This is a genomic window from Paenarthrobacter nicotinovorans (assembly GCF_021919345.1).
Taxonomy (GTDB): domain Bacteria; phylum Actinomycetota; class Actinomycetes; order Actinomycetales; family Micrococcaceae; genus Arthrobacter; species Arthrobacter nicotinovorans.
This window is the reverse complement of record NZ_CP089293.1, coordinates 2,743,378-2,770,346: the sequence shown is the minus strand read 5'-3', so window position 1 is coordinate 2,770,346 and position 26,969 is coordinate 2,743,378. Positions and strand designations below refer to the sequence as shown.

Sequence of the window (26,969 nt, the reverse complement as noted above, 5' to 3'; positions counted from 1 at the left end):
TGAGACTGGGAGCACTTTCACGTGGCATCACTAATCGAAAAACTTCTCCGCACGGGTGACAAAAAGACCCTCAAGCAACTGCGGAACTATGCCGATTCCATCAATGCCCTGGAAGACTCTTTCAAGTCCTTCACGGATGCCGAACTTCGTGCCGAAACGGACGTTCTTCGGTCCCGGTACCAGGATGGGGAGACGCTGGACGCGTTGCTGCCGGAAGCCTTCGCTGCTGTGCGTGAAGCCTCGTCCCGAACCCTGGGCATGCGCCACTTCGACGTCCAGCTCATGGGCGGCGCAGCACTTCACCTGGGCAACATCGCTGAAATGAAGACCGGTGAAGGCAAGACCCTCGTCGCTACGGCGCCGGCTTACTTGAATGCGCTCACCGGCAAGGGCGTGCACGTGGTGACGGTCAATGACTACCTGGCTGAATACCAGTCCGAGCTCATGGGCCGCGTCTACCGCTTCCTTGGCCTCACCAGCGGTTGCATCCTCTCCAACCAGGATCCAACGGTCCGCAGGGAGCAGTACGCAGCGGACATCACCTACGGCACCAACAACGAATTCGGCTTCGACTACCTCCGGGACAACATGGCCTGGGACGCCAGCGAGCTGGTTCAGCGCGGACACAACTTCGCGATTGTGGATGAAGTCGACTCGATCCTCATCGACGAGGCACGTACACCGCTCATCATTTCCGGTCCGGCCCAAGGCGACACGAACCGCTGGTACAGCGAATTTGCCAAGGTTGTCCTTCGGCTCCAGCCCGACGTCGACTATGAAGTCGACGAGAAGAAGCGAACCGTCGGAGTCCTCGAAGCCGGTATTGAAAAGGTGGAGGACTACCTCGGGATCCAAAACCTTTACGAATCGGCCAACACGCCGCTCATCGGCTTCCTGAACAACGCCATCAAGGCCAAGGAACTTTTCAAGCGGGACAAGGATTACGTCATCCTCGATGGCGAGGTCCTGATTGTTGACGAGCACACCGGCCGTATCCTGGCCGGACGGCGCTACAACGAAGGTATGCACCAGGCCATTGAGGCCAAGGAAAACGTCGAGATCAAGGCTGAGAACCAGACCCTCGCCACAGTGACGTTGCAGAACTACTTCCGCATGTACTCAAAGCTCTCCGGCATGACCGGTACGGCAGAGACTGAAGCCGCCGAATTCATGAGCACGTACAAGCTCGGCGTGGTTCCCATTCCCACCAACCGTGACATGCAGCGCATCGACCAGTCGGACCTCGTCTACAAGAACGAGGTTGTAAAGTTCGACGCCGTCGTTGCGGATATCGCCGAGCGCCACGAGAACGGCCAGCCTGTGCTGGTCGGTACCACGAGTGTTGAGAAGAGCGAATACCTTTCCAAGCTGCTGGCCAAGGAAGGCATCCGCCACGAAGTCCTGAACGCAAAGAACCACGCCCGGGAAGCATCCATCGTTGCCCAGGCCGGTCGCAAGGGTGCAGTTACGGTCGCAACCAACATGGCCGGCCGTGGCACCGACATCATGCTGGGCGGCAACGCCGAATTCACCGCCATTGCCGAGCTCGCCAAGCGCGGACTGGACCCGGAGGAGAATTCCGAAGAGTACGAGGCCGCCTGGCCCGAGGCCCTCGCCGCAGCGAAGCAGGCCGTCAAGGACGAACACGAAGAAGTGCTGAACCTGGGTGGGCTTTACGTCCTGGGTACGGAACGACATGAATCCCGCCGGATCGACAACCAGTTGCGCGGCCGTTCCGGACGCCAGGGCGACCCCGGTGAATCCCGTTTCTATCTCTCCCTCACGGACGACCTCATGCGGCTGTTCAATTCGGGGGCAGCTGAGCGGCTCATGAACAGCTCGGTACCTGACGACGTCGCACTCGAGTCAAAGCTTGTCTCACGTGCCATCGCCTCGGCCCAGGGCCAGGTGGAAGCCCGCAACGCGGAACAGCGCAAGAACGTCCTGAAATACGACGACGTCCTCAACCGCCAGCGTGAAGCAATCTACGGCGACCGCCGTCGGATCCTTGAGGGCGATGACCTGCACGAAAAGGTCCAGTACTTCCTTGAGGACACTATCAACTCCCTCATTGATGCAGCAACGGCTGAAGGCAATGGCGACGACTGGGACTTCAACCAGCTGTGGACGAACCTGAAGACCCTGTACCCGGCGACGGTAACCCCTGAAGAAGTCATTGAGGAAGCTGGCGGCAAGTCGAGGATTACGGCTGATTTCCTGCGCGAAGAGATCCTCTCCGATGCGCGCCTCGTCTATCAGGCACGCGAAGAAGCCATCGGTTCCGAGAGCATGCGGGAACTGGAACGCCGCGTTGTACTGTCGGTTCTTGGGCGTAAATGGCAGGAACACCTTTACGAGATGGACTACCTCAAGGAGGGAATCGGGCTCCGAGCAATGGCGCAGCGTGATCCGCTGGTGGAATACCAGCGCGAAGGCTTCGTGATGTTCCAGAGCATGATGGAGGCCATCCGCGAGGAGAGCATCGGTTTCCTGTACAACCTTGAGGTGGAAGTGACGCCGGCCGAGGATGTCGTAGTGGCGGATGATTCGGCAGCCGGGGGACACACAGAACATCACGATCCCCAGATCCGGGCCGCTGGCCTGCAGGCACCGGAGAAACCGGCCCAATTGCAGTACACCGCACCCGGTGAAGATGGCGCTACGCAGACGCGGATCGAAGGACGTGCGTCGGGCCGTTCAGGGAACCCTGCCAAGGCAGCAAGCCAAGAACAGCGCAAATCGGCGAAGAAGAAGCGCCGCTAGGAACAATAAGCGTTAGGAACACCAGGGGGCGATCCCACGGACATACCGGTCCGGGGATCGCCCCTTCGCCTTATCCGGACTTATCCGGACTTATCCGGACTTGTGGACCCCGGCCCGGACTCCCATGGACTCAGCCGATCTCCAGCGCAGTAACCTGCCACAAGCCGTCGGTCCGTTCGAGTCGCATGGCAACCGCACGGCAACGGCCCTCTTCAGCGACGACGATGCTGGCTTCGCAAATTGATTCACTGATGGAACAAGCGCGAACCGAACGGACCATCGGGCTGAGGTGCGGTTGTGGACTTCCCTTGCTGCGCGCTGCATGTTTGCGGGTCAGAGCCGCGCGATGTTGAAGGGCCAAATAGCATTCAGGGTCCAGCGAGCGCGACAACTGCACAAGCGGACGCGTGCCTGCAAGAACCTCAAGGGCGGCCTGGGCAATACTGCGCGCCACCAACCGGATGTCTGTGTCGGCCCCTTTTGTCGAGCCGGACGAGGCGCTGGCACGTTGGGTGCCTTGGCGGATTGGGGGCCGGTTTGCGGTTGCAACGGACAAGGTCATACCTCTGGCATTCACTACATGAGCCAAAGCGCGGGGAACGCTTATGCTCGGGTGGCTTCTGCTGGGATGACGCTGGGGATTGCTGTGAGGCTTGCTGCCGCCCCTGAGTAGGCGGCTGTTTCATTGAGTCCGGGTGTGACGTTGCCGCTGCTATGCGGGTTCGGGAGGTTGAAGGATTTGGCCTGGAAGCAGTACGGCGGGGTTGTCACCGATGACAGAGCGGTTCGCGGCGTACCACTTCGGCCATGCGGCGGCAACATCCACGTCAGTCGAAAACGGTGCCAGCCTCGAGGCGGCTATGGACCAGAGTGTGTCCCCGGCTTTTACCTCCACACCGCTCACGCTCCCGGGTGCGGCTGCTGCATCGCGGGATCCTGGCTGGCTGAGTAGCCCTGGAACAACCACGGGTGGCCGGGGCCGCCAGCCCGGATCGGGCGCGGTGGACGTTGTGTTGCTGCTGTCAACTCCGCCCGTGGCTGCAGGCGACGGCTCCGTGAGGACTGTGCGGCCGTGCGTGGAAGTCGGAATCCACTCCGGCGTTGGTTGGACGTCTGCCTGAGCCAAGCCACCGCCAAGGAGGTTCATGCTCAGTACGGCTATCGCAAGCCTGACCATGAACGGGGGACTGAACCTGGAGAGGGCAGTGGCTCTGTTGCCGGCGCCCACCCGGTGGAGGAGGGCGGCGAGAAATGCCATCACTAGGGAAAGCACCCACCAGGCAACTATCGCTGTTCCCGCGGCGCTTGCAGCAAATCCTGCCAACACATCAAAGGAAAGGCTCTGATGATGTCGTTGGGAAGTCTGCCATTGGCCGACGAGGATGTTGCCTGCCAGCGCCAGAAGGAGTCCCAGCCCAAGGATCGCCACAGCAAGCCCGGTGTCTCTCCGCAAGGTTCGTGCCATTCAAAGCCCCCAAGCTTCGTTTGATGCAATTTGATGCAGTTTGATCAATCTGGAGTCCATTTTTGGCACACTTTTTCATGCCTGTCCAATCGTGGGTCTGCCTTGACGGGCAGGGATTGGCGTTGGCTCCGTAATGCAGCCTAGTCTGACGACATGAGATGGGACTCTCTCTTCAACGATTTGGAAGCACAATTTTTGGCTGAACGGGCCTTGGAGAGGGAAACGGAGATCACTGAACGGGCCAGAGTGGAGCTGGCGACGATCCAACTCACCGATCGGTTACGTGCCCTGGGTGCCGCGAAGGTCAAAGTGGTCCTCTCCGGCGGCGCGACGCTCCTCGGGGTGGTTACCCACGTTGGAGGTGAGTGGTTGGTCCTGACCGAGGGCGTCCGGCAATGGCTGGTTCCCTTCCCTTCGGTCCTCAGTTATCAGGGACTGGGCCGGTATGCGCAGAAGGCCTCTCCGCGGCTCCAATCTCCGCTGAGTATGGCCACAGCGCTGAGGGCGTTGGCCAGGAACCGGGCGTCGGTGATTGTGCATTTAGGCGCGTTGGCCAACGGGGGTCTCGAGTTGAGGGGTGTCATCGACCGGGTGGGGCGGGATCACTTTGATGTCGCTGTGGTGCAAGACGGTGAAGTCCGGCGCCCCGGCAATGTGGCCAGTGTTGTCACTGTCCCCTTCGGGTCGCTCGTGGCGCTCAGCTCAGCCAGCGGCCAGGAGCTCTAGGCGCTCCGGCTGCCAGGCTGGCCTGACTTGGATTTGGCTTCTTCTATCATTCGGCTGGCTTCGGCGTATCGGTCTTGAATGTACTGCTCGAGCATCGTCTCTTCGATACGCCATTGTCCGCGCCCTCCCACTTGGATTGCTTTGAGTTCCCCGCTGCGGACGAGGGCGTACGCCTGGGGGGAATTTATCTGGAGCTGTTCGGCGACATCGGCCAATGTCAGGAATCGGGGCATGGCTCCATTTTGCCACTCACACTGTCGTTTGGTGTAGTTATCCACAGTTTCGGCCCATTTGCGGCCACTGGCTTTGGGGTGGATATCGCCCGACGGTAAGAATGGGGAGGCGGGTCCGCCGACCATGCTCACAACACGTCCTGGGGGAGTAGACAAACATGCGTCCAATTGCACCTCTTGCCGCCGCACGCATCAGCAAGCCTTCATGGAAGGACCCCCGGCTGCTGATAGGCGTCCTGCTGGTGCTCCTGTCAGTGGCCGGAGCAGTTGCCTTGGTTGGAAGTGCTGACAAAACGACGCAGGTATACGCCGCCCGGGAAGAGATCGCGGTCGGCCAGCAGATAACCACTGAGGACCTTTCCATCGTCAAGGTCCGTTTGGATGAGGTTGAGGAAGGCTACATCACCGTTGCGGATGGACTGTCAGCCGGGAAGGTCGCCCTGCAGCGGGTGGCCAGGAACCAGCTGCTGCCCCGTGAAAGCCTCGGCACAGCCGACGCGTTGGACAGAAAGCCTGTAGCCATTGCCATGGACGGGGAGTTGCCGGCCCAGGCGGCCCCAGGGGCCCGGGTGGATGTTTGGGTTGCCATGCCTGGAGCGGCTGCGGCTTATGAGGATCCGCAGCTGCTGCTGCCGGGCGCTGAGATCGCGCAGATCGTCCCCGGCTCTGCCACATTGGGAGCGGCAAAAACCTCAACGGTGCTCGTCCTGGTCACAGACGGGCAGATGCCAAAACTGCTCGGGGCGCTGGCCAATAAGGCCAAGGTTTCCGTGGTCTGGAATCCAGCGGGACGGGTCTCATGAGTATCCCCGTCGTAACTGTTGGCGCCGCCCAGGAAGCCGTCATTGAGGGGCTCGAACGCCTGCACGGCCCTGTGACGGTTGTCCGACGCTGTTCAGAACTCGCCGAACTGATGGCTGCGTGCCAGAGCGGTTTGGCGCTGGCGGCCATAGTCGGTGACGGCTGCGAGGAACTCACCACGACGTTGGTGGACAGGCTCGCGGCGGTAGGTGTCTCGATCCTCGCCTTGACCGATAATCCGGATGAAGCCGGGCGGCTCCGCTCCATCGGCGTTGTTGCCGCGTCCTCGGATATTGAACCCAAAGCCCTCGCGGACGAGATTTCCCAAGCAGTGGCACGCGCCAGCCGTTATGGTCGGGCCGACAATGGCCTCAGCACGGGTTTCGCGGATCCAAGTGTTGAACCGCCGCAGCTGGCGCTGCCGGATGGGAAATCGGAAGAGCCCAGTGATGGTGCGGGGCGCATCTTCGCGGTGTGGGGGCCAACCGGTGCGCCGGGCAGGACTTTGCTTGCGGTCAACATGGCGGCGGAATTGGCCGCTGATGGTCAGTCGGTCATCCTCGTGGACGCGGATAGTTACGGAGCCAGCGTGTCGGCGATGCTGGGCCTTCTGGACGAGTCGGCTGGTTTGGCCCAAGCGTGCAGACTCGCCGACCAGGGCCTGCTCGATGCCGATGCCCTGGCGGGTACGGCCAGCCGCGTCTTCACCAAGGCGGGTTCTTTTCGCGTTTTGACCGGGACCACGCGGGCGGACCGTTGGACTGAACTACGGGCCGCAGCTCTGACTCGCGTTTTGGAGAGAGCCAGGCAGCTGGCCGACACTGTGGTAATTGACGTGGGCTTCTGTCTCGAATCCGATGAAGAACTCAGCTTTGACACTTTGGCTCCCAGGCGTAACGCGGCAACACTTCGCAGTCTTGAGCTGGCCGACGTTGTCTTTGCCGTGGGGACCGCGGATGCCATCGGCGTGCCACGGCTGGTGCGGGGTTTGGCTGAGCTGGCAGAGGTTGTTCCGCAGGCGTCGCCACGAATTGTGTTGAACAAAGTCAAGCGATCAGCCGTTGGATATGCCCCGCACCAACAGTTGCAGGATGCCTGGAACCGGTACGGTCCAGGCGCGGGCATCGACGCTTACCTCCCCTCGGATCCGCTCGCTTGCGATACGGCGCTGCTCACGGGATCTGTGCTCTTGGAATGCGCACCCGATTCAGAGCTGAGGATTGCCATCGCCGGCCTCGTATGTGCACCTGTCCATCAAAAACGCAATTCCTTTGGGCGAAGTACCAGAGCCCTGCAGCGCCTTAAGCGCTAGGCTCGGCATGTGGGCTGCAGAGTCGCAGCAATCAACTTGTGATGGAGGCGTTTGTCGATGTCGTCAGGATCCAGCGTGGAGGATCGGTCCGATGCAGCAGTTGTCCGTGAAGGGTTCTTCGGTGACTACTACGAGCACCTCGCGGAGGAGGATGCGCAGGCATATTCCCCGGAGCTGCTGATCTCGCGGGCCACCAAGCACAAAGCGGTCGCCCAGTCGCGCCGTCCGGGAAACGCCCTGGTGGAAATCGGCAGCGAATCGGATCGTAACGTTGTTTATATCGTCACGGATGACATGCCCTTCCTTGTGGACTCCGTGAACGCAGAGCTCGTCCGCCAAAACTGCGCCATCCGCATGGTCATGCACCCCTTGTTCGTCGTGACCCGTGACCGGGTTTCCGGCGAAATGCGCAGCGTTTCCCGGGTCCCGTCCACTGTGGGTATTTCCAGTGGCGACACCGCTGCTCTGCCGAGCATCGCCCACCTTCTCGGCGATGGTGACAATGCCTCGCACATGGAGTCGTGGATCGCCGTCGAAATTGACCGTGTCAGCGATGACGCCCGCGCACAACTCATCGAAGGCCTGCATCGCGTTCTCGGGGACGTGCGTGCCGCCGTCGAGGACTGGCCGAAAATGCGCAGCAAGGCGCTGGAACTGGCAGAAGCGCTCGGCGGAGTCTCCCATCCCGAGCAGGTTGCTGAGCTGCGGCAGGCGCAGGACCTTCTGCGCTGGCTGGACAACGGCAACTTCACCTTCCTGGGATACCGCGAATATGACCTCGTGGAGGAAGAGGGCGAGGACGTCCTGCAGCTTCGTGAGGACAGTGGCCTGGGACTCCTCCGCGCAGGGGACACCACCCGCCAGGTACAACACTTGACCGATGCGGGTCGCAAGAGGGCAAGAGAGAAGCGGGCGCTGGTCATCACCAAGGCAAACTCGCGCTCCACGGTCCACCGTCCTGCCTACCTCGACTACATCGGCGTCAAGAGCTTTGACGCCCAGGGCAACGTCAACGGTGAACGCCGGTTCATCGGGTTGTTCGCCACGAGTGCCTACACGGGTTCTGTCCGCAGTATCCCGATCGTCCGGGACAAAGTTGACGCGGTCCTGAGGAATGCTGGTTTCCCGATTGACTCACACTCCGGCAAGGACCTCCTGGGCATCCTTGAGACCTACCCCAGGGACGAACTCTTCCAGATCGAGATAGCGGATCTTGCCGCAACCGCCATGGGGATCCAGCGCCTGCAGGAGCGCCGTAGGACGAAGCTGTTCCTGCGTCCCGATATTTACGGCCGTTTCATGTCTGCCGTTGTCTACCTGCCCCGCGACCGCTACACCACCAGTGTCCGCCTTCGGATCGAGCAGGAACTCCGTGAGACGTTCCAGGCCGAGACGATCGACTACGAGGCCCGGATCACTGAATCGGCACTTGCCCGTGTCTTCTTCCGGATTCGTTTGCCTCGCACCGCTGAGCTGGCGGAAGTGAACGTACAGGAACTCGAACACCGGTTGATGCGGGCGTCGAGGTCCTGGAGCGAGGGCATTACGGAGGTGCTTCGAGAGCACCACCCTGCCGAGAGCGCAGATGCCCTGGCGGCTCTCTGGGCCGAAGCGTTCCCCGCCGGCTACCGCGTGGACTATGAGGTCGAAGACGCACTGCAGGACATCGAACGCTTTGAGGAATACGGTGCCCAGGCGGAGCGGGCCGGTGAAGCCACGCGAAACGTGAAACCCGGCGTCCACGTGTACCTTCCCGACGGAGCGGGTGAGGCTTTGGAGGAAGACGCCCGGGTCAAGCTCTACCTGATGGAGCCAAAGAGCCTGAGCCAGATCCTTCCCTACTTCCACAACCTTGGCCTGGAAGTACTGGATGAGCGGCCATTCGAGATCGAAACTGCGGATCATCGCGATTTCTTCCTCTACGACCTGGGACTGAAGTACCCCGCGGGAGTTGACCCCCTGGCTACCGGAAGTCTTTTGGCCCAGTCCTTCGGTGCTGCAGTCACCGGTGCGGTGGAATCCGACAACTTCGATCGCCTGGTGCTCCGCGAAGGAATGCACTGGCGTCAGGTAGTGGTGCTGAGGGCGTACGCCAAGTACATGCGCCAAATGGGGAACACGAACTCCTTCGGCTTCATCGCCGATACCCTGCTGGGCAACCCCGACGTTGCGCGTGGGCTCATTGAACTCTTCTCAGCACGATTCGATCCCTCAGTGGCGGACGAGGTGCGGGACGAACGCCAGGAGGCAGCGCGTGCCTCCCTCGCCGAGTCGGTGGAACAGGTTGCCACCTTGGATGCCGACCGTGTCCTGCGGACCTTCATTAACCTTATTGAGTCCACGCTGCGAACCAATTACTTCCAGAACAAGGAATACCTCAGCTTCAAGCTGGACCCGACGTCGATTGAGGGACTGCCCTTCCCGCGTCCGATGTTCGAAATCTGGGTTTACTCCCCACGCGTTGAAGGGGTGCACCTGCGTTTCGGCAAGGTGGCTCGTGGCGGTCTCCGCTGGTCGGACCGCAGGGAGGATTTCCGAACCGAGATCCTTGGGCTGGTGAAGGCACAGACCGTCAAGAACGCCGTTATCGTCCCAACGGGCGCCAAGGGCGGGTTCTTCGCGAAGAAACTGCCCAATCCCGCCGTGGACCGCGCCGCCTGGATGGCCGAAGGTATCGAAAGCTACAAGACTTTCATCCGGGGCTTGCTGGATATTACGGACAACCTCGTGACGTCGGCCGACGGCGAAAGGCTTGTCCCGCCGTCGGACGTTGTTCGTCACGACGGCGACGACTCCTACCTGGTGGTGGCGGCCGATAAGGGCACGGCTACTTTCTCGGACACGGCAAATGGCCTGGCGGCCGAGTACGGCTTCTGGCTGGGTGACGCCTTCGCCTCCGGTGGATCGGTCGGTTACGACCACAAGGCGATGGGTATTACGGCGCGCGGAGCCTGGGAGTCGGTCAAGCGTCACTTCAGCGAACTCGACCTCGACACCCAGACCGAAGAGTTCACCGTGGTGGGCGTTGGCGATATGTCAGGTGACGTTTTTGGAAACGGCATGCTGCTGTCGCGCCACATCAGGCTGGTGGCCGCCTTCGACCACCGCCACATCTTCCTCGATCCCGCACCTGATGCAGCAGCATCCTTCGCTGAGCGGCAACGTTTGTTTGAGCTGCCCCGTTCTTCCTGGGACGATTACGACCGTGCACTCATCAGTGAGGGCGGCGGTGTGTATGCACGCCAGGCAAAGACGATTCCGGTCTCCGAACAGGTGCGGAAGTCGTTGGGCTTGCCCGAGGGAACGACACAACTCAGCCCGCCTGAACTGCTCCGCGCAATCCTGCTGGCACCGGCCGACCTCCTCTACAACGGTGGTATCGGCACCTACGTCAAGGCGAGCACGGAAACCCACGCAGCAGTCGGTGACAAGGCCAACGATTCCATCCGCGTGGATGGGCGTGACTTGCGGGTCAAGGTTGTTGGAGAGGGCGGAAACCTCGGATTGACCCAGCGCGGGCGTATTGAAGCCGCTCTGCAAGGCGTCATCCTTAATACGGATGCGATCGACAACTCCGCAGGCGTGGACTGCTCGGACCACGAGGTCAATATCAAGATCTTCGTGGACCGGATGGTGGCGGCCGGCAAGCTCCAAGAGGCTGAGAGGGCTGCCTTCCTCGCCGACATGACCGACGAGGTCGGCAGGCTGGTGCTGCAGGACAACATCGATCAAAACATCCTGCTGCTCAATGACCGGACGCGGGTCGCGGACTGGAGTCCTAGTTATGAGCGGCTCATGGACTGGCTGGAGAAATCCGCCGACCTCAAGCGGGACCTTGAAGCGTTGCCAACCACGGATACCCTCCGTGCCCGTTTGGAACAGGGCCAAGGCTTAACCTCACCGGAGCTCGCGGTCCTCGCGGCTTACGCGAAGATTGAGCTGGGTACGGCGTTGCGCGAAAGCAACCTGGCTGACGACCCGTGGTTCTCGGACACCATCCGCAACTACTTCCCGAAACAGTTGCGCGAGAAGTTCGACGCCGAACTGGACACCCACCCGCTGCGGCGCGAGATCATCGCCACCGTGGTGGCAAACGACATCATCAACCTGGGCGGCATCACGTTTGCGTTCAGGGCCATCGAAGAAACATCGGCGAACGAGGTCGCAGTGGCCAAAGCATTTGTAGCCCTGCGCGAAATCTACGACCTCGACCCAATGGTGGCTGAGCTGAATGCGCTGCCGGCGTCATTCCCCACCGAGCACTGGAGCGAAGTTCATCTCGACATCCGGCGCTTGCTCGACCGGGCAGTGCGTTGGGTACTGGGACAAGGAATGGCGTCACAGCCGATTGCCAGCGTCGTGGAAGCGTTCAAGCCCATGATGGAACCGTTGCGCGCCAAGCTTCTGGACTACCTGCGTGGTGAGGACAAGGTCCGCATCAGCGGCTGGCTCGACAAGGCGCTGAGTTGGGATCTTCCCGAACACCTCGCCCGGAGGTGGGCGGAACTCTTCGAGAGCTACGCCCTTCTGGACATCGCCCGGATTGCCCAGACCGGCAACGACACCGTGGAACATGTGGCACACGTTTACTACACAGTGTTCAACCGCTTCCACGTGGACTCGTTGCTCGAACGCATCAGCTCCCTGCCGCGCGATGACCGTTGGCAGGCTCTTGCCCGGGCAGCCCTTCGGGATGACCTGTACTCGACCGTTGCCGACATGACTACGTCAGTCCTTGAAGCAACCGAACCCAATGCGTCTGCCGAAGAACGGCTCAAGGCATGGGAGGGGCTGAACGCCGAGCAACTGGGCAGGGCGAAGACCATGTTTGATGAGGTCAACGCACTCGAGGCCGACGACATGGCCTCACTGTCGGTAGCATTAAGGCTCTTGAGGTCAATCGTCCGACGCTAGGAACATCCTCGCGTCGCAAATGGAGGTGCAGTGGCAATCTTTACAGACCCCATCAGGGAACACGCTGATTTCGGGCCTGGAGATGCCGAATGGCTGCACCTCCTCGTCGGTGACTGGCAAATGGTCGCCGACCTGGCTTTCGCTGACCTTGCGTTGTGGTTCCCACACCCTGAGTTCGGCTACATTGCCCTCGCCCACGTCCGTCCGTCAACATCGCACACGGTGTTCCATGCGGACTTCGTGGGTGAGGGCATCCGCTCGGATCTCCGGCCCTTGGTGGAGAAAGCATGGAACAGCAGGGCCATCGAGCGTTCAAGCGAAACAAGCTGGAGCAGCGAGATGGCCCTACGCGTTGAAGCGGTTCCCATGGTGCGCAACGGAAGAACACTCGCCGTCGTAACGTCCCACATGGACCTCTCCAGCTCCCGTATGCCTTCGCGGCTGGAGCTGACATATCGCCAGTGTGCCTACGACCTTCTTCGCATGGGCACTCTCGGACTGTGGCCGGACTTTGCTTCTCCGACGGGCTCGCGTCGAGGGGCTCCGAGGGTCGGTGACGGACTGATCCGGCTCGATGCCGACGGCATAGTCCAATACGCAAGTCCCAATGGGGTTTCGGCATTCCGCAGACTCGGTGAAGTCGAGTCGTTGGAAGGCCGTTCATTGGCGGAAGTGACCGCAGGCTTGCTGAAGGACCGGCGGATGGTTGACGAGACCCTGCCTTTGGTCGTCACGGGCCGCATGCCATGGCGAAGTGAAATTGAATCCAGGGGAGTCAGCCTTTCGTTGCGAGCCATCCCGCTTCGCGACGAGCAACACCGCTTCGGCGCCCTGGTGCTCTGTCGCGACGTTTCCGAGCTCAGGCGCCGGGAGATGGAGCTCGTGACCAAGGATGCGACCATCCGCGAAATCCACCACAGGGTCAAGAACAACCTGCAGACTGTGGCCGCCCTCCTGCGCATGCAGTCAAGGCGAATGGTCAGCGACGAGGCCAAGCAAGGCCTCGAACAAGCGATGCGGCGTGTAGCCACGATCGCACTCGTGCATGAAACTCTGTCCCAAGGTCTTACGCAGAGCGTTGACTTCGACGAGTTGATCGGGCGGCAATTCCGGCTGTCAGCCGAAGTGGCCTCGCCGTCGCAACAGGTGCGAACCGAACGTTCAGGGCTTTTTGGGGAGCTGCCCAGCGATTTTGCGACTCCGCTGGCACTGGTCATCAACGAGCTTGTTACCAATGCTGTCGAGCATGGACTGGAAGGCCGCACCGGAACAGTGTGGCTGGTGGCTGACCGGGCCGAAGGGGACGGCAAGGACGAGTTCCTGACCGTCACCATTGCCGACGACGGCGTGGGGCTGCCGGACGGACAGTACACGGAGGGTTTGGGCTTGCAGATCGTCCGCACCTTGGTCACCAGTGAGCTCGGCGGAACCATCCAGTGGAGTCCGAGGGAGGGTGGCGGGACAGCCGTGGAGATTGTCCTTAACCTCGCCCGGGCCTAGCGCCCTCATGTTCTGTCTGCCATAAAGAGAAAGGCCGCGGACTATTCGGTCCGCGGCCTTTCTCTTTCTTCGAAACTAGGAGGCGCGACGTGCGCGTGCTGCGCGACGCTTGAGTGCACGTCGTTCGTCTTCACTCATTCCGCCCCAAACGCCGGCGTCCTGGCCGGACTCCAATGCCCACTGAAGGCAGGTGTCCACCACGGGGCAGCGGCGGCAGACGCTCTTGGCTTCCTCGATCTGGAGAAGTGCTGGTCCCGTGTTGCCGACTGGGAAGAAGAGCTCCGGGTCCTTGTCGAGGCAGGCTGCGCGATTACGCCAATCCATGCTGATCAGTCACTCCATTCGTGAGAACTAGAAGGGCCTTTTGTGAAAACATTCACGAGAGGCTCCAAAGGAAAGGGGCCCGCATGGGCCCCCTTGGTCGTCTGAGTCAAGCGTTTCATGTTAACGCCTTGTAAACAAGGGGTGTTAGTGGTCGAAATGCTCGGAATCCGTGAGCGATGCATCACATCAGCCGCCAGTGCCCTCACTGCTAGATGACTATGTCCGGTAGTGTGCCAGTGTGTCAAGACCTCCTGTAGACCCTGCCCAACCTCACGCTGGCCACGATGGAAACAATGGTTCCGGCCGACAGTCTCCGAGCAACTCGGGAACCGTGCGTCCCCGAGGGATTCTGATCATTTCCGTCGTCGTTGTGCTCGAAGCGCTTGCCTTGCTGGCGGCCGCGGCCTGGTATGGCTTCGAGCTCCTGACTGGCGCTCCAGTGCTGACTTTTTGGGGAGCGGTCTTTACGCTTGTTCTGTTGCTGGCCTTCTCAACGTGGCTGTTCGCGGTGGGGCATTTCCTGTTCCGCGGGTACAGGTGGACCCGCGCGGCTGCGCTGGTGGCCCAACTATTCGTCCTCACCATAGGTTTTCCAACCATGACGGGCGGACTCGTGTTCCAAGGGCTGGCAATGATCCTTCCCGCGCTTGCCGCAATCATCTTCCTCTTCCAGAAAGACGTCATCTCTTACGCATCGCGTACAGGTGGTTCCGGCGACGTCTTATAGCGGTCCATCGCACGGCGTTCCGGGTGCGGTCACCCGCGTGCTGGAAGGCCGGAGGAGAGTACTGCCTGGCAGGGAGTAATTACACCGCGGTCGACAATGAAGCCGCGGCCAGGGCGCCGCGCGGTGTCGGGTTGAAGCCGGACACCCAGGAGCTCGCCGTCGTGCGGTTTTGAGGGCGACAAGACCAACCCCATGCCGGCTGCTTGCACCTGCCTGGCCAGAGGAAGTTGGTGTAGGGCCGGGCCGAACGTAGCTGTCAGGATGATGCCTGCGACTTGCCCGTCCAGGGCATTGAGAGCCTGGCGGCCCTGGGCATCCAGGGAGTCTGCGTCATCCACCAGCAGCACACTTCCAGGATCCAGATTTCCCGCAGTGGCCTCCGACGCAGTTGAAGCCCAGAACGTTCCCGCAGAGGCTGCGTCCGGTGGAAAGAGCCACAAGGTCCCCGGGTTCAAGCGGACCAACGATCCAAGAATGGTGCTCTTGCCGGAACTTGGACCCCCCAGGACAAGGCTGACTCCCATGTCCCTGAGGGGTAGCGCTGCGGGTTGTGCTTCGTCACCGGCGACACCGATCCAGAGAGGCTCCGGCACCTTTTCATCCGCCCCCACCGACCGGATTGCCGTACGCGGCTCTTTCTTCGAGCTGCCCAGCGCTGCCTTGCGGTTGAGGAAGTCCTCGCGTGTCAGCAGGTGGGGGAGGGGTCGCAAGCGAAAAGGCGGTTCGGCCGGAGCCAGGTCCCCAAAAGGCCAGAGCCCAGCTGTTGGCGCCTCCCTGAACTGCGCTGAGGCCGTTTGACCCTCGACGACGTTTCCCATCACTGCGGCCCGCCCCCGAACGGGTTCCACTTCGGGAAGACGAGGCCAGTGGAACCTGGATTCATCAGTTGTCCCCAAAGGAAAATAGGCACGATTTGGGATTGCGGCAAACAGGCGGGAGCTGACCAGTTCCCGCTCCCCGGAAATCAGAAGAGTGATGCCCACGGGGCTTCCGTCCCTGGCGATGTCGTGCAGAATGCCCTCAGCCCATTCGTGAGGGCCTCCTCGGAAGGCCGTTGACCACGAGCACCAGCCGGCCACGATCAGCACCAGTGGCCGGCAACGCCCCTCGAGGCCACCCAAGGCGCGCCGTCGCTCCATTTCGGCTGCCAACCGCGACAGGATCCGGGCCGCGAAGCCAACTTGATCGACACCCGCGAAAGCCGCGATTCCTTGTTGCGACTCCAGCTGACCCAGTAATCGGCTCGCGTCCAGAATGTAGAGATGGGGCTGGGGCGCCCGGGTGGCCACCAGGGCGGTGATCGCGCGGAAGCTGTCCTGCATGCCACTTGATGCGTTGCCAATCAATGCCAGGTGTCCATGGTCGGCGGGCATCCAAGTGAGGCACTCAACCCGTTGCTGGGCAGGCTTGTCCACCAGTGCCACCGGTCCCACCCGCCAGGATGCCCTATCGCTTTCATGCATCACCTCAGGCCCACCCTCAGTTGAGAGTTCGGCCGTCCAGGGAATCGAGTGCGGCAGGGGTGCTGCGATGGGGCTTCGGGGAGAGGGAGTGCCCAAGTGGCGCCAAGCGGCGTTAATATTGGATACCAAACTCCCGGCGCCTGTAAGTGCCTGGGACGACGTGCTGCGGCCGGAACCGTCGACGTCCTTGCCGACGAGATCCCGGCTGTCGAAGGGTTCGCCGAGCGCCTGGGCAGCAGACCGAACAACCCGGTCAGGCGCGGCGCCGCTTCCTGGCGACAAATGGTCGGTCATGGACGACACACCGCCGGATTGCGGAGCGTCCAGAGAGGCTGCTTGGAACTCTTCGGGTTCCTTCGCTGCCGTTGCCAGGAACGCCCGCCCGGGAACATCAACGCCAATTGACGCAGCAGCCTTCGAATTGATGATGTCGACCGACTCCATCTCCGACTGGACTCGAAGTGCGATGCTGGAGGTCACGTTTGCCCTTATATCAGCGGTCAAGGCTCCTTGTGGTCGCTGTGTGGCCATGACCAGATGGATACCCAGGGAACGTCCGATCGTCGCCACCCGCATGAGTTCGTGGAGCGCAGCCGGAGCCTCGTCGACAAGGATCCGGAACTCATCTATGACCAGGATCAGGTGCGGGAGCCTGCAGTCCTTGGCGCCTTTCGTTCGTTGGTATTCTGCGAGGTCCGTTGCCCCCCAGTCGGCGAAAAGCTTCTCGCGGTGCCGTATTTCTCCACGCAGCGACTCCAATGCCCGATCAAGATGCTGCCGGCTCAGATCCGTCAGGATGCCCACGCAGTGCGGGAGGGCTGTTAACGGACCCAGCCCTGAACCGCCCTTGAAATCGAAAAACAGAAAAGCTGCGTGCTCCGGCGGGACGCTCAGCGCGATGGAAGCAACGAAAGTCTTCAGCAGTTCGGACTTTCCAGAGCCGGTAGTACCCGCAATCAGAAGGTGGGGACCGTCCATCTTGAGGTCGAATGTGACCGGGCCGGCCCGGCCTTCTCCCAGCACAGCTGTCAGGCTTTCCAGTCCGGAGGCAGTGCGCCACCTGCTAAGGATCCGGCGTTGGCCGCAGGGAAGAAGGGCCGCCAGTGAAGACCGGTCTGGAAGAACGCCGTGAGTACGCGGCGCTTGCTCGCTCAACCTTGCGGCAACTGTCCGGCAGAAGCGATCGAATACCTCGGCGGGAACGAGGTCGGGCACAAAATCGAAGCGCTCACCTGCCGACTCAAAAGATGCAGCCACGCCCGACGGTTCGATGGTGATGGCGTCCAGGGGGACTGAAGCCCCGGAGTGACAGTGCAGTACCTGCCACTGGGCCTGATGCGAAGCCTGGATGGCTCGGGAAAGGGCCTCGTTCTCCTGCCCTGTTGGGCTCTCCATCACAATAAGAGTGCCCTGCCGGCCGTGCCGGAGCGTGTTCAAGGCAGCCACGGCCGCGTCAGCGTCCGCAGCGAGGGTCACCTGAGGGAGAAACCGGGCACTCAGGGGCAGGTCTTCGACTGCCCCCAGCAACACGATGGGAGCAGAGGCCGAGTTTGGGAAACTTGCCAGCTGCATGACGATGAATCGAAGCAAGGCTGCCACGTGTTTGCCGTGGCCTTGTATAGCCACGCGCCGATGGCCAGGATCTAACGAGACAGGGCACGAGCCGACGGGTGGCGGTGAGAAATGTCGGTCGCCAGGGACGAGGCGGATATTGGCCGAGGACTGGGCGGTGCCCAGTCGCAACCAAACCCGGGGCTCAGCCTGGACACCTCCTGCATTGGTATCCGGCGACGGCGTCCCGGGGTTTCCGCCTGAGGCCAAACCCCTTGCGCCAGGTCCCGCGGCCGCCGGACGGCTTTGGCCGGCTACCAGTAGCTCGGCGGCAGAAGGCGAGCAACGGTGTCGTCTGGCGATGTCTTCGCGAACCGCATGATCAAGCGCTCGGCGGTATTCCTGCCGTCCCTTTCCCCCAAGCAACAAGGGGAAAACCAAGCCAAGCGCGGATATCGCAGAGAACCCCAAGTACATCCACATCCCGGTGGCCGCCGCGAGACCGATTCCGGCAATCATGGGCAACCCTGCGGCAAACGCGATGGTGGCCCGGCTCCCGTGGTTCTTTGCGCAGGGCACCTCGATTGGTTCCTGCACCGAACGACCCGCATCCGCTGCGACCGCAGGAAAGCACTCGTTGTCCGGCGCGAGGCTGAAAGTTGTATGCCCGCAACGGAGGCTGGAGCGGGATGTGACCAAAGCGCGGCGGACGGGCCGACCGTCCACATCTATGGGGTTCGCTGCAGCAACGCTGGTTACTTCCAAGCGTTCACCCGAGACATCCAGTAATGCGTGTTCCCTGGACATTCCAGGATCGGGTAGCGAAATCCCTGCAGTTCCACGGCCAATGTGGTGTTGCCCACGCGGAATCCGGAAGACAGACCCTGCGGCAGGGCCGGTATGGGTGAGCAACATCAGAGGAAGCATGGTTGATGTTTCCGCCGGCGGCACGAATCCGTCCACGATCACTGCACCGGACACAAGAGGTGGCACCCCGACGGTCAGGTCGGCGAGATGCCGCCCTGCAACAGAAAGCTGCCCGGTGTTCCGGACGGCCTTGATCAGGGCTTCCAGCTGGGCACCGGACGCGCCCGGCGGTACTTCGATGGTCAATTCCTCCGGATCCGCTGGCATGGGCGCAGTGGGGCTCCGAACGAGTGTGCACTCCAACGTCATTGCCTTGTCCTCCCTTTGCATGCACCACCATCGTTATGGAGCTCAGGACGAAACCGCAGCACCCCATGAGGTGTATGTGGACAACTTTTGCCAGGGAAGGGTAAACGGCGCCTTGACGCTGTGGCTTTGTGTCTCAGCTAAGATGAAACTCGTTGTCGCGTGTGCTCAATGAGGAAGGACCTTCACCGGTGATAGTGGTTGCGGAGAGCGCCGATGTTTCAGACAAGGCGGTAATTGGTGATGGATCAAAGATTTGGCATCTTGCCCAAGTCCGCGAGCAGGCCGAACTAGGGGTCAATTGCATCGTCGGACGCGGGGCCTACATCGGCTCCGGAGTCAAGATGGGGGACAACTGCAAAGTTCAGAACTATGCGCTTGTCTACGAGCCCGCGGAACTGGAGGCAGGGGTCTTTATCGGACCCGCCGTAGTGCTGACGAATGACACATACCCCCGGGCAGTTGCACCCGATGGAACTTTGAAGAGCGCCCATGATTGGGAGCCCGTGGGCGTCACTATTCGTGAAGGCGCGTCCATCGGCGCCCGCGCTGTATGTGTTGCTCCGGTCACGATCGGACGCTGGGCTACTGTGGCCGCGGGTGCTGTCGTGGCCAAAGATGTTCCTGATTTTGCTTTGATGGTCGGAGTTCCGGCCAAGCGCCATGGTTGGGTCGGCAAGGCCGGTTTCCCGCTGCAACGCAGCGGTGACAACTGGGTATGCCCGGAAACCGGCGCCACATATGTTGAACAGAACGAGACCCTTCGAGAGGTAGAGGCATGAGCCCCGAATTCATTCCCCCCGCCAAGCCCATCATCGGTGATGATGAGCGCAAGGCAGTAGAGGCTGTTCTGGCCTCCGGCCAACTCGCACAGGGTTCGGAGGTTGCGTCCTTTGAACAGGAATTCTCGCAGGTCCTCCTGGACGGCAGGGCAGCCGTGGCCGTCAACTCCGGAACATCCGGTTTGCACCTCGGCCTTTTGGCTGCGGGCATTGGCCCTGGCGATGAAGTCATCGTGCCGTCGTTTACCTTCGCGGCAACGGCCAACTCCGTGGCCTTGACGGGTGCTACCCCTGTCTTCGCCGATGTGGACATCGACCACTACACGCTGGATCCTGCTTCCGTCGAGTCGAAGATCACGGACCGCACCGCAGCCATCATGCCGGTGCACCTCTACGGTCACCCGTTTGACGTGGACGGAATCGGTGCAGTCGCCGCCAAGCACGGCGTGAAGGTCTTTGAAGACGCTGCCCAGGCACACGGCGCGGCAGTCAACGGCCGCAAGGTCGGTACATTCGGCGATTTCGCCATGTTCAGCTTGTACCCGACGAAGAACATGACCTCCGGTGAGGGCGGCATGGTCAGCACCGGCCTGGCCGACGTCGAACGGCGGCTTCGGTTGCTTCGCAACCAGGGCATGGAGCGCCAGTACGAAAACGAACTGGTTGGCTTCAACGCGCGCATGACCAACATTCACGCAGCAATCGGTCGTGTGCAGCTGACCAAGGTCGAAGGCTGGACGAAGACCCGGCAGGAGAACGCAGCATTCTTCGATGCAAACATCGAAGGTGTCGTTACCCCGAAGGTCGTTGAAGGCTACGAGCACGTTTATCACCAGTACACCATCCGGATTGCCGAGGACCGTGATGGCTTCGCGAAGGCCTTGCGCGAAGAGTACAACGTGGGCTGCGGCGTCTACTACCCGATTCCCAACCACCGCCTTGCGCCGTTCCAGACCTCCGATGACCTGCCGGTCACTGAAGAAGCGGCCTCCACTGTGCTGTCCCTTCCCGTGCACCCGTCACTTAGCCAGGATGACCTTGACCGGATCGTCGCTGCTGTCAACGCCGTTGCAAAGGCAGGTAGCTAGTGGCAAATCTGCGCGCTGGCCTCATTGGGCTGGGCATGATGGGCCGTCACCACGCACGCGTTATCCGCGAGCTTGAGGGTGTTGACCTCGTCGCCGTCGCTGACTCCTTTGGAGACCCCCACAACGTTGCCAGTGGGCTGGAGGTTTGCAATTCCGTCGAGCAACTCATTGAGCAGGGCATCGACATGGCTGTCGCCGCCGTGCCGACAATCCTCCACGAGGAAGTTGCCCTGCAGCTGGCCGAGGCCGGCGTGCACTGCTTGGTGGAAAAGCCGATTGCCAACGATTCTGTCTCCGGCCGCCGGATTGCGGAGGCCTTTGATTCCAAAGGCTTGATCGGCGCCGTTGGGCACATCGAGCGCTTCAACCCCTCCCTGCAGAGCCTCCGTGAGCGGCTTGAAAATGGCGATCTCGGCGAGGTCTACCAGATCTCCACCCGGCGCCAGGGCCCGTTCCCGTCCCGGATTGCCGATGTTGGAGTGGTCAAGGATCTTGCTACCCACGACATCGACCTCACCGCGTGGCTGGCCCAGAGTAACTTTGTCAACGTCGTTGCGCACACTACATCACGGAGTGGTCGTCAGCACGAGGACATGGTCACTGCGATCGGGCACCTCAAGGACGGCGTAGTAACCAACCACATCGTCAACTGGCTCTCACCCATGAAGGAACGCACGACGGTTGTCCTGGGCGAGCGTGGCGCATACATTGCCGACACGATTTCCGCTGACTTGACGTTTGTCGAGAATGGCACCTTCCAGACGGACTGGGATTCCATCGCGGCATTCCGTGGTGTGTCCGAGGGATCGTCGACCCGTTTTGCCTTGGCCAAGCGTGAACCACTGAAGATGGAACATGAGGCTTTCCGCGACGCCGTTCTGGGCAAGTCCATGAACATTGTCACAATGGCCGAAGGCCTTGAGACCCTGCGCGTTGCTGAGGCTGTACTCAAATCAGCCGAAACGGGCGCTGTCGTCGCGCTGTAGCGCGGCTGGATTTTTGCACATTTGAACGGGAGGCTGGCGCAGGCCACGCCTCCCGTTCGTTTTTCCGGTCAATCGCTGCCCCCTTACGCGCGTTCCCGAATCGGGATTCGATCGTAACGTCGGGTAGCCTTGACCAGTAGACGTGGGCATTTTGTGCCCGCACGCCAATACACAGGAGAGTTTGTGAACGCTGATCTCGTCGTCGTCGGCTCGGGTTTCTTTGGCCTGACCATTGCAGAACGCGCCGCTACCGAGTTGGGGCTGAAGGTTGCGGTGCTTGATCGCCGCCACCACATTGGTGGAAACGCCTACAGCGAGAACGAAGCGCAGACTGGAATTGAGGTGCACCGCTACGGAGCGCACCTCTTCCACACGTCCAACGAACGCGTTTGGGAGTACGTGAACCGTTTCACGACCTTCACGAAGTACCAGCACAAGGTTTACACCAGCCACAAGGGCGAGGTGTACCCGATGCCCATCAACCTGGGCACCATCAACCAGTTCTTCCGCTCGGCCATGAGCCCGACCGAAGCGAAGGCACTCATCGCCGAGCAGGCCGGTGAACTCGCCGGTACTGATCCGCAGAACCTGAACGACAAGGGTATCCAGCTGATCGGACGCCCGCTCTACGAAGCGTTCATCAAGCACTACACGGGCAAGCAGTGGCAGACGGACCCCAAGGACCTGCCCGCGGAGATCATTTCCCGGCTCCCGGTTCGCTACAACTACGACAACCGCTACTTCAATGACACGTACGAAGGACTGCCGGTCGACGGATACACGGCCTGGATCGAGCGTATGGCGGACCACCCCAACATCGAAGTTGTCCTCAACACGGACTTCTTCGACGACGGCGAGTTCGGCCGGTCTTCCGTGCTGGGACAGGTGCCTGTCATCTACACGGGTCCCGTGGACCGCTACTTTGACTACGCAGAAGGTGACCTCTCCTGGCGCACCATCGACCTTGAAGAAGAGGTCCTGCCCATTGAGGACTTCCAGGGTTGCGCAGTGATGAACTATCCCGACGCCGAGGAAAAGTACACGCGCATCCACGAATTCCGCCACTTCCACCCGGAGCGGGATTACACCAAGGACGCGACGGTCATCATGCGGGAGTTCTCGCGCTTTGCGGAGAAGGGCGACGAGCCGTACTACCCCGTCAACACTTCCGACGATCGTCAAAAGCTGCTTGCTTACCGCGATCTGGCCAAGGGTGAGAAGTCCGTTTTGTTCGGTGGCCGCCTTGGAACTTACAAGTACCTCGATATGCACATGGCGATCGGTTCAGCTTTGTCCATGTACGACAACAAGATCAAGCCGCACTTCACAGGCGGCGCCAAGCTTGAAAGTGGGGGAGTGGACGCATGACCACCACAACAAACGAAAGCCAGGAGACTGCCATGACGGCTTCCACCGACGTGAATGCCCCCGGTTCAACTGAACAGAACCTGCGGATTGTCCAGCGTGTCATTTTCCCGGCGAACCGTGACCTCGACACCCTCCCCCTGTACGTAGACCCGGACACGAGCACAGTTCAAAGATCAGGCCGGGGAAGCTCGGATGTGCAGGCCGTCGGCATGACCCGGCAGCTCCACCCGGAGGACATCCTCGACCGCGGTTCCGTCCAGGTCCGCCGTGGCGAACGTCTTTCCTTCGGCTCCTACTTCAACGCTTTCCCGGCGAGCTACTGGCGCAAATGGACGATTGCCACAAAGACGGTCCTTCACCTCGAAACCGAGGGCGAAGGTACGATCATTGTCTACCGCTCCAACGCACGCGGTGCATCCCAGCGTGTCGATTCCGTGTTGGTCGAGGGTTCCGCCTCGAACGATTTCGAGCTGACTCTTGCCCCGTTCGGCGACGGCGGGTGGTACTGGTTTGACCTGATCGCCGGCGGTGACGGCATGACCCTGAAGAGCGCTCACTGGGCCGTTCCGGACGAGGGCCGCACCCAGGGGCGCGTGACGTTGGGTGTCACCACCTTCAACCGCGCAGACTACTGCCTGGAAACCATCAAGGCTATTGACGGAGACCCCGGTCTTCGGGAAATTCTTGCCGAACTGATCATCGTCGACCAAGGAAACAAAAAGGTCGCCGACGAAGCCGGTTTCGACGCTGTCGCTGAATCCATGGGAGACCAGCTCCGGATCATCAACCAGGGCAACCTCGGCGGTTCGGGTGGTTTCGCACGCAACATGTACGAGATGCTCGTTTCAGACAAGAGCGACTACGTCATGCTGCTCGATGACGACATTGAACTTGAGACAGAGGGCGTTATGCGCGCAGTGGCGTTCGCCGATCTCTGCCGCAAACCGACCATCGTCGGCGGACACATGTTTGACATGTACAACAAGTCTGTCCTGCATGCCTACTCAGAGGTGGTCAACTTCTACAGGTTCCTGTGGGGACCGGTGGAGGGCCTTGGCAATCATGACTTCTCCCAGGCCGGCCTGCGGTCCACGCCTCAGTTGCACCGCCGCTGGGATGCCGACTACAACGGCTGGTGGATGTGCCTCATCCCCAAGGCCGTGGTGGAGACCATCGGGCTCTCCCTGCCGGTGTTCATCAAGTGGGACGACGCTGAATACTCGCTCCGGGCCCGGGCAGCCGGCTTCCCGACAGTGACGCTTCCGGGTGCAGCTGTATGGCACGTCTCATGGGCAGATAAGGACGATTCCGTCGACTGGCAGGCGTACTACCATGAGCGCAACCGGCTCATCGCCACCCTCCTGCACTCCCCGTTCCCCAAGGGCGGACGAATCCTCCGCGAGAGCCTGAACACGGACATCAAGCACTTGGTGTCGATGCAGTACTACCCCGAGCAGGCCCGCGTCATGGCCCTGCGGGACGTCCTCGCCGGTCCCGGCGACCTGCACAAACAGCTGCCGACCACGATGCCGAAGCTTCGCGCCATGCGTGAAGAGTTCCCCGACTCCCAGGTCAAGACGGACCCCGCGGCGTTCCCGGAAGTTTTCCGGAAGCGCCCGCCGAAGAAGCCCCAGTCCTACAAGCAGCCGGGTGCGCTCGGTCTGTTGCCATGGGCAGTGAAAACCGTCTTGAAGCAGACGCTGGCTCCCGTCCGCGACACGGCCAAGGCCAACCCGGAGGCCCAAGTGGCCCACCAGGACGGAAAGTGGTGGAGCCTGGCCCACCTCGACAGCGCTGTGGTCTCGAACGCTGACGGCACCGGAGCTTCCTGGCACCTGAGGGACCCCAGGATGGCCCGCCAGTTGGTGGTTGAGTCTGCCAAGCTGCACGCACAGCTCTTCTCCAACTGGGAGACCCTTCGCGCGCAATACCGCGATGCCCTCCCGGAGATCACCTCCATGGAATCCTGGCGGGAAACGTTCGAAGCATCGGAGCCTAACAAGTAGCAATGGCCACTTCCACTGATACGTATGCTGTTCCAGGGGTAGGTGCCGGTCTGCTCGACGTCTATCGACGCCGGTACCTCCTCAAGTTGATCGTCCGCAAGGAACTCCGTGTCCGTTACCGGGGTTCGGTTCTGGGGCTGGCATGGTCCTACGTCAAGCCCCTGGTCCAGTACGTGGTGCTGTTCTTTGCGTTGGGCATTGTGCTGCGGGTTGGGGATCAGATCCCCAACTACGCGCTGTACATGTTCTCCGGCGTCATCGTTATCAACTTCTTCTCAGAAGCTTTCTCGAATGCCACGCGGTCCATTGTCTCCAACGCTGCGTTGGTGAAGAAGATCTATCTGCCGCGTGAATTGTTCCCGGTTGCCTCAGTGTGGGTCGCTGCGGTCCATTTCCTGCCTCAGCTGGTGGTCCTGCTTGCAGCCGCCTTGCTCACAGGCTGGCATCCGGACATCCTGCAACTCATCGGGGCTGCATTGGGCTTCGTCATTGTGGCTGTCACAGCGACTGGTCTGGGGTTGCTGGCTGGTGCCATCAACGTCTTCTTCAGGGACGCAGAGAACATCGTCGACATGCTGATGATGATCGTTACCTGGACCTCCCCGGTTCTTTACGACTGGACCATGATCAGACGCCTGGCCCCGGAATGGGTGCTGGTGATTTACCAGCTGAATCCGATCACGGTAGCCGTCGAACTGTTCCACTGGGCGTTCTGGTACCCAACAGTCAACCGGCCCGTTGAGTTGCCTCCCCATTTGATGTGGACCGGTCTGCTCGGACTCGGTATGGCTGCTTTGTTCCTTATTATCGGCCAGCTCGTGTTCCGACGGCTCGAGGGCCACTTTGCGCAGGAGGTCTAAATGGGTGCTGCCGTAATCGTCAAGGACCTCAAGAAAACGTTCAATCTTCGCCACTCGCACTCCCTGAAGGAAACGCTTGTTTGGCTGGTGAAGGGACGCAAGGGCGATCTGACCCGAAGGTTTGATGCGCTCCATGACGTCAGCTTTGAAATCCAGCCCGGGGAGACTGTCGCCCTCCTGGGCTTCAACGGTTCAGGTAAGTCCACCCTTCTGAAGCTCATTTCCGGAGTCATCCTTCCCGACAAGGGGACGGTGCGCACGAAAGGCCGCGTCGCCGGCCTCATCGAGGTGGGCGCAGGATTCCACCCGGATCTTTCCGGACGTGAGAATGTGTTCCTGAACGCCGCGATCCTGGGCATGACAGAACAGGAGATCAACGAGAAGTTTGACGACATAGTCGCGTTCTCCGAGATCGAGCAGTTCATCGATACCGAGGTGAAATTCTATTCTTCCGGTATGTTCCTGCGCCTCGCTTTCGCGGTCGCGGTCCACACCCAGCCGGACATTTTCCTTGTGGACGAAATTCTTGCCGTAGGTGACGAGCCTTTCCAGAGAAAGTGCCTCGCCAAGATCAAGCAGCTCTCAGATGAGGGCCGGACACTGGTGGTAGTCAGCCACGACCTCGACATGATCTCCAGGATTTGCGACAGGGGAGTGGTGCTTTCATCCGGCACCGTGCAGTTCGAAGGGCCTGCCGAGGAGGCAGTAGCCTGGCTCCGCGAGCACTGATTCCGAGGGCAGCAAACTCCTTGTCATTAGGAGTCGCAGCCAACACAGAAAGGCCACCGTACCTCTTTTCACAGAGGCACGGTGGCCTTTTTTGCGCCCCACGGTCACGTGCAAGGGGCCATAGGGCGCCGGCAAGATAGGTGACCCTGCAACCCGGCGTTCCCAGGGCAACTGCCAACAGGTGGACAGTGAGATTCC

Annotated in this window: 19 protein-coding genes; 14 read left to right on the top strand and 5 right to left on the bottom strand. The window is 61.1% G+C overall.

The features are described from left to right. Positions 1-21: 21 nt before the first annotated feature. The gene (secA, locus tag JMY29_RS12875; RefSeq protein ID WP_189075173.1) at positions 22-2,763 is read left to right on the top strand and encodes a preprotein translocase subunit SecA; all 2,742 of its coding nucleotides are present in this window, start codon (positions 22-24) and stop codon (positions 2,761-2,763) included. A gap of 130 nt (positions 2,764-2,893) precedes the next feature. On the opposite strand, the gene JMY29_RS12870 is transcribed toward secA, so the two are convergent. Next, positions 2,894-3,217 (bottom strand): Rv3235 family protein, encoded by a 324-nt coding sequence (locus tag JMY29_RS12870; protein WP_229778545.1) that lies wholly within the window; start codon positions 3,215-3,217, stop codon positions 2,894-2,896. A 258-nt stretch (positions 3,218-3,475) separates the two neighbouring features. Further along, entirely contained in the window at positions 3,476-4,228 is a 753-nt protein-coding gene (locus tag JMY29_RS12865; protein WP_189075172.1) for a LysM peptidoglycan-binding domain-containing protein, read from the bottom strand. Positions 4,229-4,381: 153 nt separating this feature from the next. Between JMY29_RS12865 and JMY29_RS12860 the strand changes: the two genes are divergently transcribed. Beyond that, positions 4,382-4,954 carry a hypothetical protein gene (locus JMY29_RS12860; RefSeq protein WP_189075171.1) on the top strand — a complete coding sequence of 191 codons (573 nt, stop codon included), beginning with the start codon at positions 4,382-4,384 and terminating at the stop codon, positions 4,952-4,954. Here JMY29_RS12860 and JMY29_RS12855 read toward each other — a convergent pair. Then, complete coding sequence (locus JMY29_RS12855; protein ID WP_018776433.1) at positions 4,951-5,187, bottom strand: helix-turn-helix domain-containing protein; 237 nt, start codon at positions 5,185-5,187, stop codon at positions 4,951-4,953. The two genes, JMY29_RS12860 and JMY29_RS12855, sit on opposite strands and share 4 nt — an antisense overlap. 158 nt (positions 5,188-5,345) lie before the next feature. Here JMY29_RS12855 and JMY29_RS12850 point away from each other — a divergent pair, with 158 nt between their 5' ends. From JMY29_RS12850 to JMY29_RS12835, 4 genes are read left to right on the top strand one after another with little or no spacing between them, the layout of a single operon-like run. Beyond that, a complete protein-coding gene (locus tag JMY29_RS12850; protein ID WP_189075170.1) occupies positions 5,346-5,990 on the top strand; it encodes an SAF domain-containing protein in 645 nt (214 codons plus the stop codon). Beyond that, a complete protein-coding gene (locus tag JMY29_RS12845) occupies positions 5,987-7,300 on the top strand; it encodes an AAA family ATPase (RefSeq protein WP_189075169.1) in 1,314 nt (437 codons plus the stop codon). The genes JMY29_RS12850 and JMY29_RS12845 overlap by 4 nt, the downstream gene beginning before the upstream one ends. Positions 7,301-7,357: 57 nt before the next feature. Further along, on the top strand, positions 7,358-12,214 hold the full coding sequence (locus JMY29_RS12840; protein ID WP_018776430.1) for an NAD-glutamate dehydrogenase: 4,857 nt from the start codon (positions 7,358-7,360) through the stop codon (positions 12,212-12,214). 30 nt (positions 12,215-12,244) lie between these two features. Beyond that, a complete protein-coding gene (locus JMY29_RS12835) occupies positions 12,245-13,714 on the top strand; it encodes a sensor histidine kinase (protein WP_018776429.1) in 1,470 nt (489 codons plus the stop codon). Positions 13,715-13,789: 75 nt separating this feature from the next. Here the strand turns inward: JMY29_RS12835 and JMY29_RS12830 are convergent, their stop codons facing one another. Then, on the bottom strand, positions 13,790-14,038 hold the full coding sequence (locus JMY29_RS12830) for a WhiB family transcriptional regulator (RefSeq protein WP_003804966.1): 249 nt from the start codon (positions 14,036-14,038) through the stop codon (positions 13,790-13,792). Between the two features lie 238 nt (positions 14,039-14,276). On the opposite strand from JMY29_RS12830, the gene JMY29_RS12825 reads away from it, so the two are divergent. Then, positions 14,277-14,765, top strand: coding sequence for a hypothetical protein (locus JMY29_RS12825; RefSeq protein ID WP_035733094.1), 489 nt, complete (start codon positions 14,277-14,279; stop codon positions 14,763-14,765). A 29-nt stretch (positions 14,766-14,794) separates the two neighbouring features. Here JMY29_RS12825 and JMY29_RS12820 read toward each other — a convergent pair whose 3' ends face one another. Then, positions 14,795-18,913, bottom strand: coding sequence for an FtsK/SpoIIIE domain-containing protein (locus JMY29_RS12820; protein WP_189075168.1), 4,119 nt, complete (start codon positions 18,911-18,913; stop codon positions 14,795-14,797). A 203-nt stretch (positions 18,914-19,116) separates the two neighbouring features. Here JMY29_RS12820 and JMY29_RS12815 point away from each other — a divergent pair, with 203 nt between their 5' ends. From JMY29_RS12815 to JMY29_RS12785, 7 genes are all read left to right on the top strand, one after another. Next, on the top strand, positions 19,117-19,734 hold the full coding sequence (locus tag JMY29_RS12815; protein ID WP_018776426.1) for an acyltransferase: 618 nt from the start codon (positions 19,117-19,119) through the stop codon (positions 19,732-19,734). After that, positions 19,731-20,822: a DegT/DnrJ/EryC1/StrS family aminotransferase gene (locus JMY29_RS12810; protein ID WP_018776425.1), complete on the top strand. Its 1,092-nt coding sequence runs from the start codon at positions 19,731-19,733 to the stop codon at positions 20,820-20,822. The genes JMY29_RS12815 and JMY29_RS12810 overlap by 4 nt, the downstream gene beginning before the upstream one ends. Further along, positions 20,822-21,808, top strand: coding sequence for a Gfo/Idh/MocA family protein (locus tag JMY29_RS12805; protein WP_018776424.1), 987 nt, complete (start codon positions 20,822-20,824; stop codon positions 21,806-21,808). The genes JMY29_RS12810 and JMY29_RS12805 overlap by 1 nt, the downstream gene beginning before the upstream one ends. 183 nt (positions 21,809-21,991) lie before the next feature. After that, complete coding sequence (gene glf, locus JMY29_RS12800; RefSeq protein WP_018776423.1) at positions 21,992-23,176, top strand: UDP-galactopyranose mutase; 1,185 nt, start codon at positions 21,992-21,994, stop codon at positions 23,174-23,176. Continuing rightward, entirely contained in the window at positions 23,173-25,182 is a 2,010-nt protein-coding gene (locus tag JMY29_RS12795) for a glycosyltransferase (protein WP_018776422.1), read from the top strand. Before glf ends, JMY29_RS12795 begins: the two co-directional genes overlap by 4 nt. 2 nt (positions 25,183-25,184) lie before the next feature. Continuing rightward, on the top strand, positions 25,185-26,042 hold the full coding sequence (locus tag JMY29_RS12790; protein WP_018776421.1) for an ABC transporter permease: 858 nt from the start codon (positions 25,185-25,187) through the stop codon (positions 26,040-26,042). Next, complete coding sequence (locus tag JMY29_RS12785) at positions 26,043-26,771, top strand: ABC transporter ATP-binding protein (RefSeq protein WP_018776420.1); 729 nt, start codon at positions 26,043-26,045, stop codon at positions 26,769-26,771. The last annotated feature ends 198 nt before the right edge of the window (positions 26,772-26,969 follow it).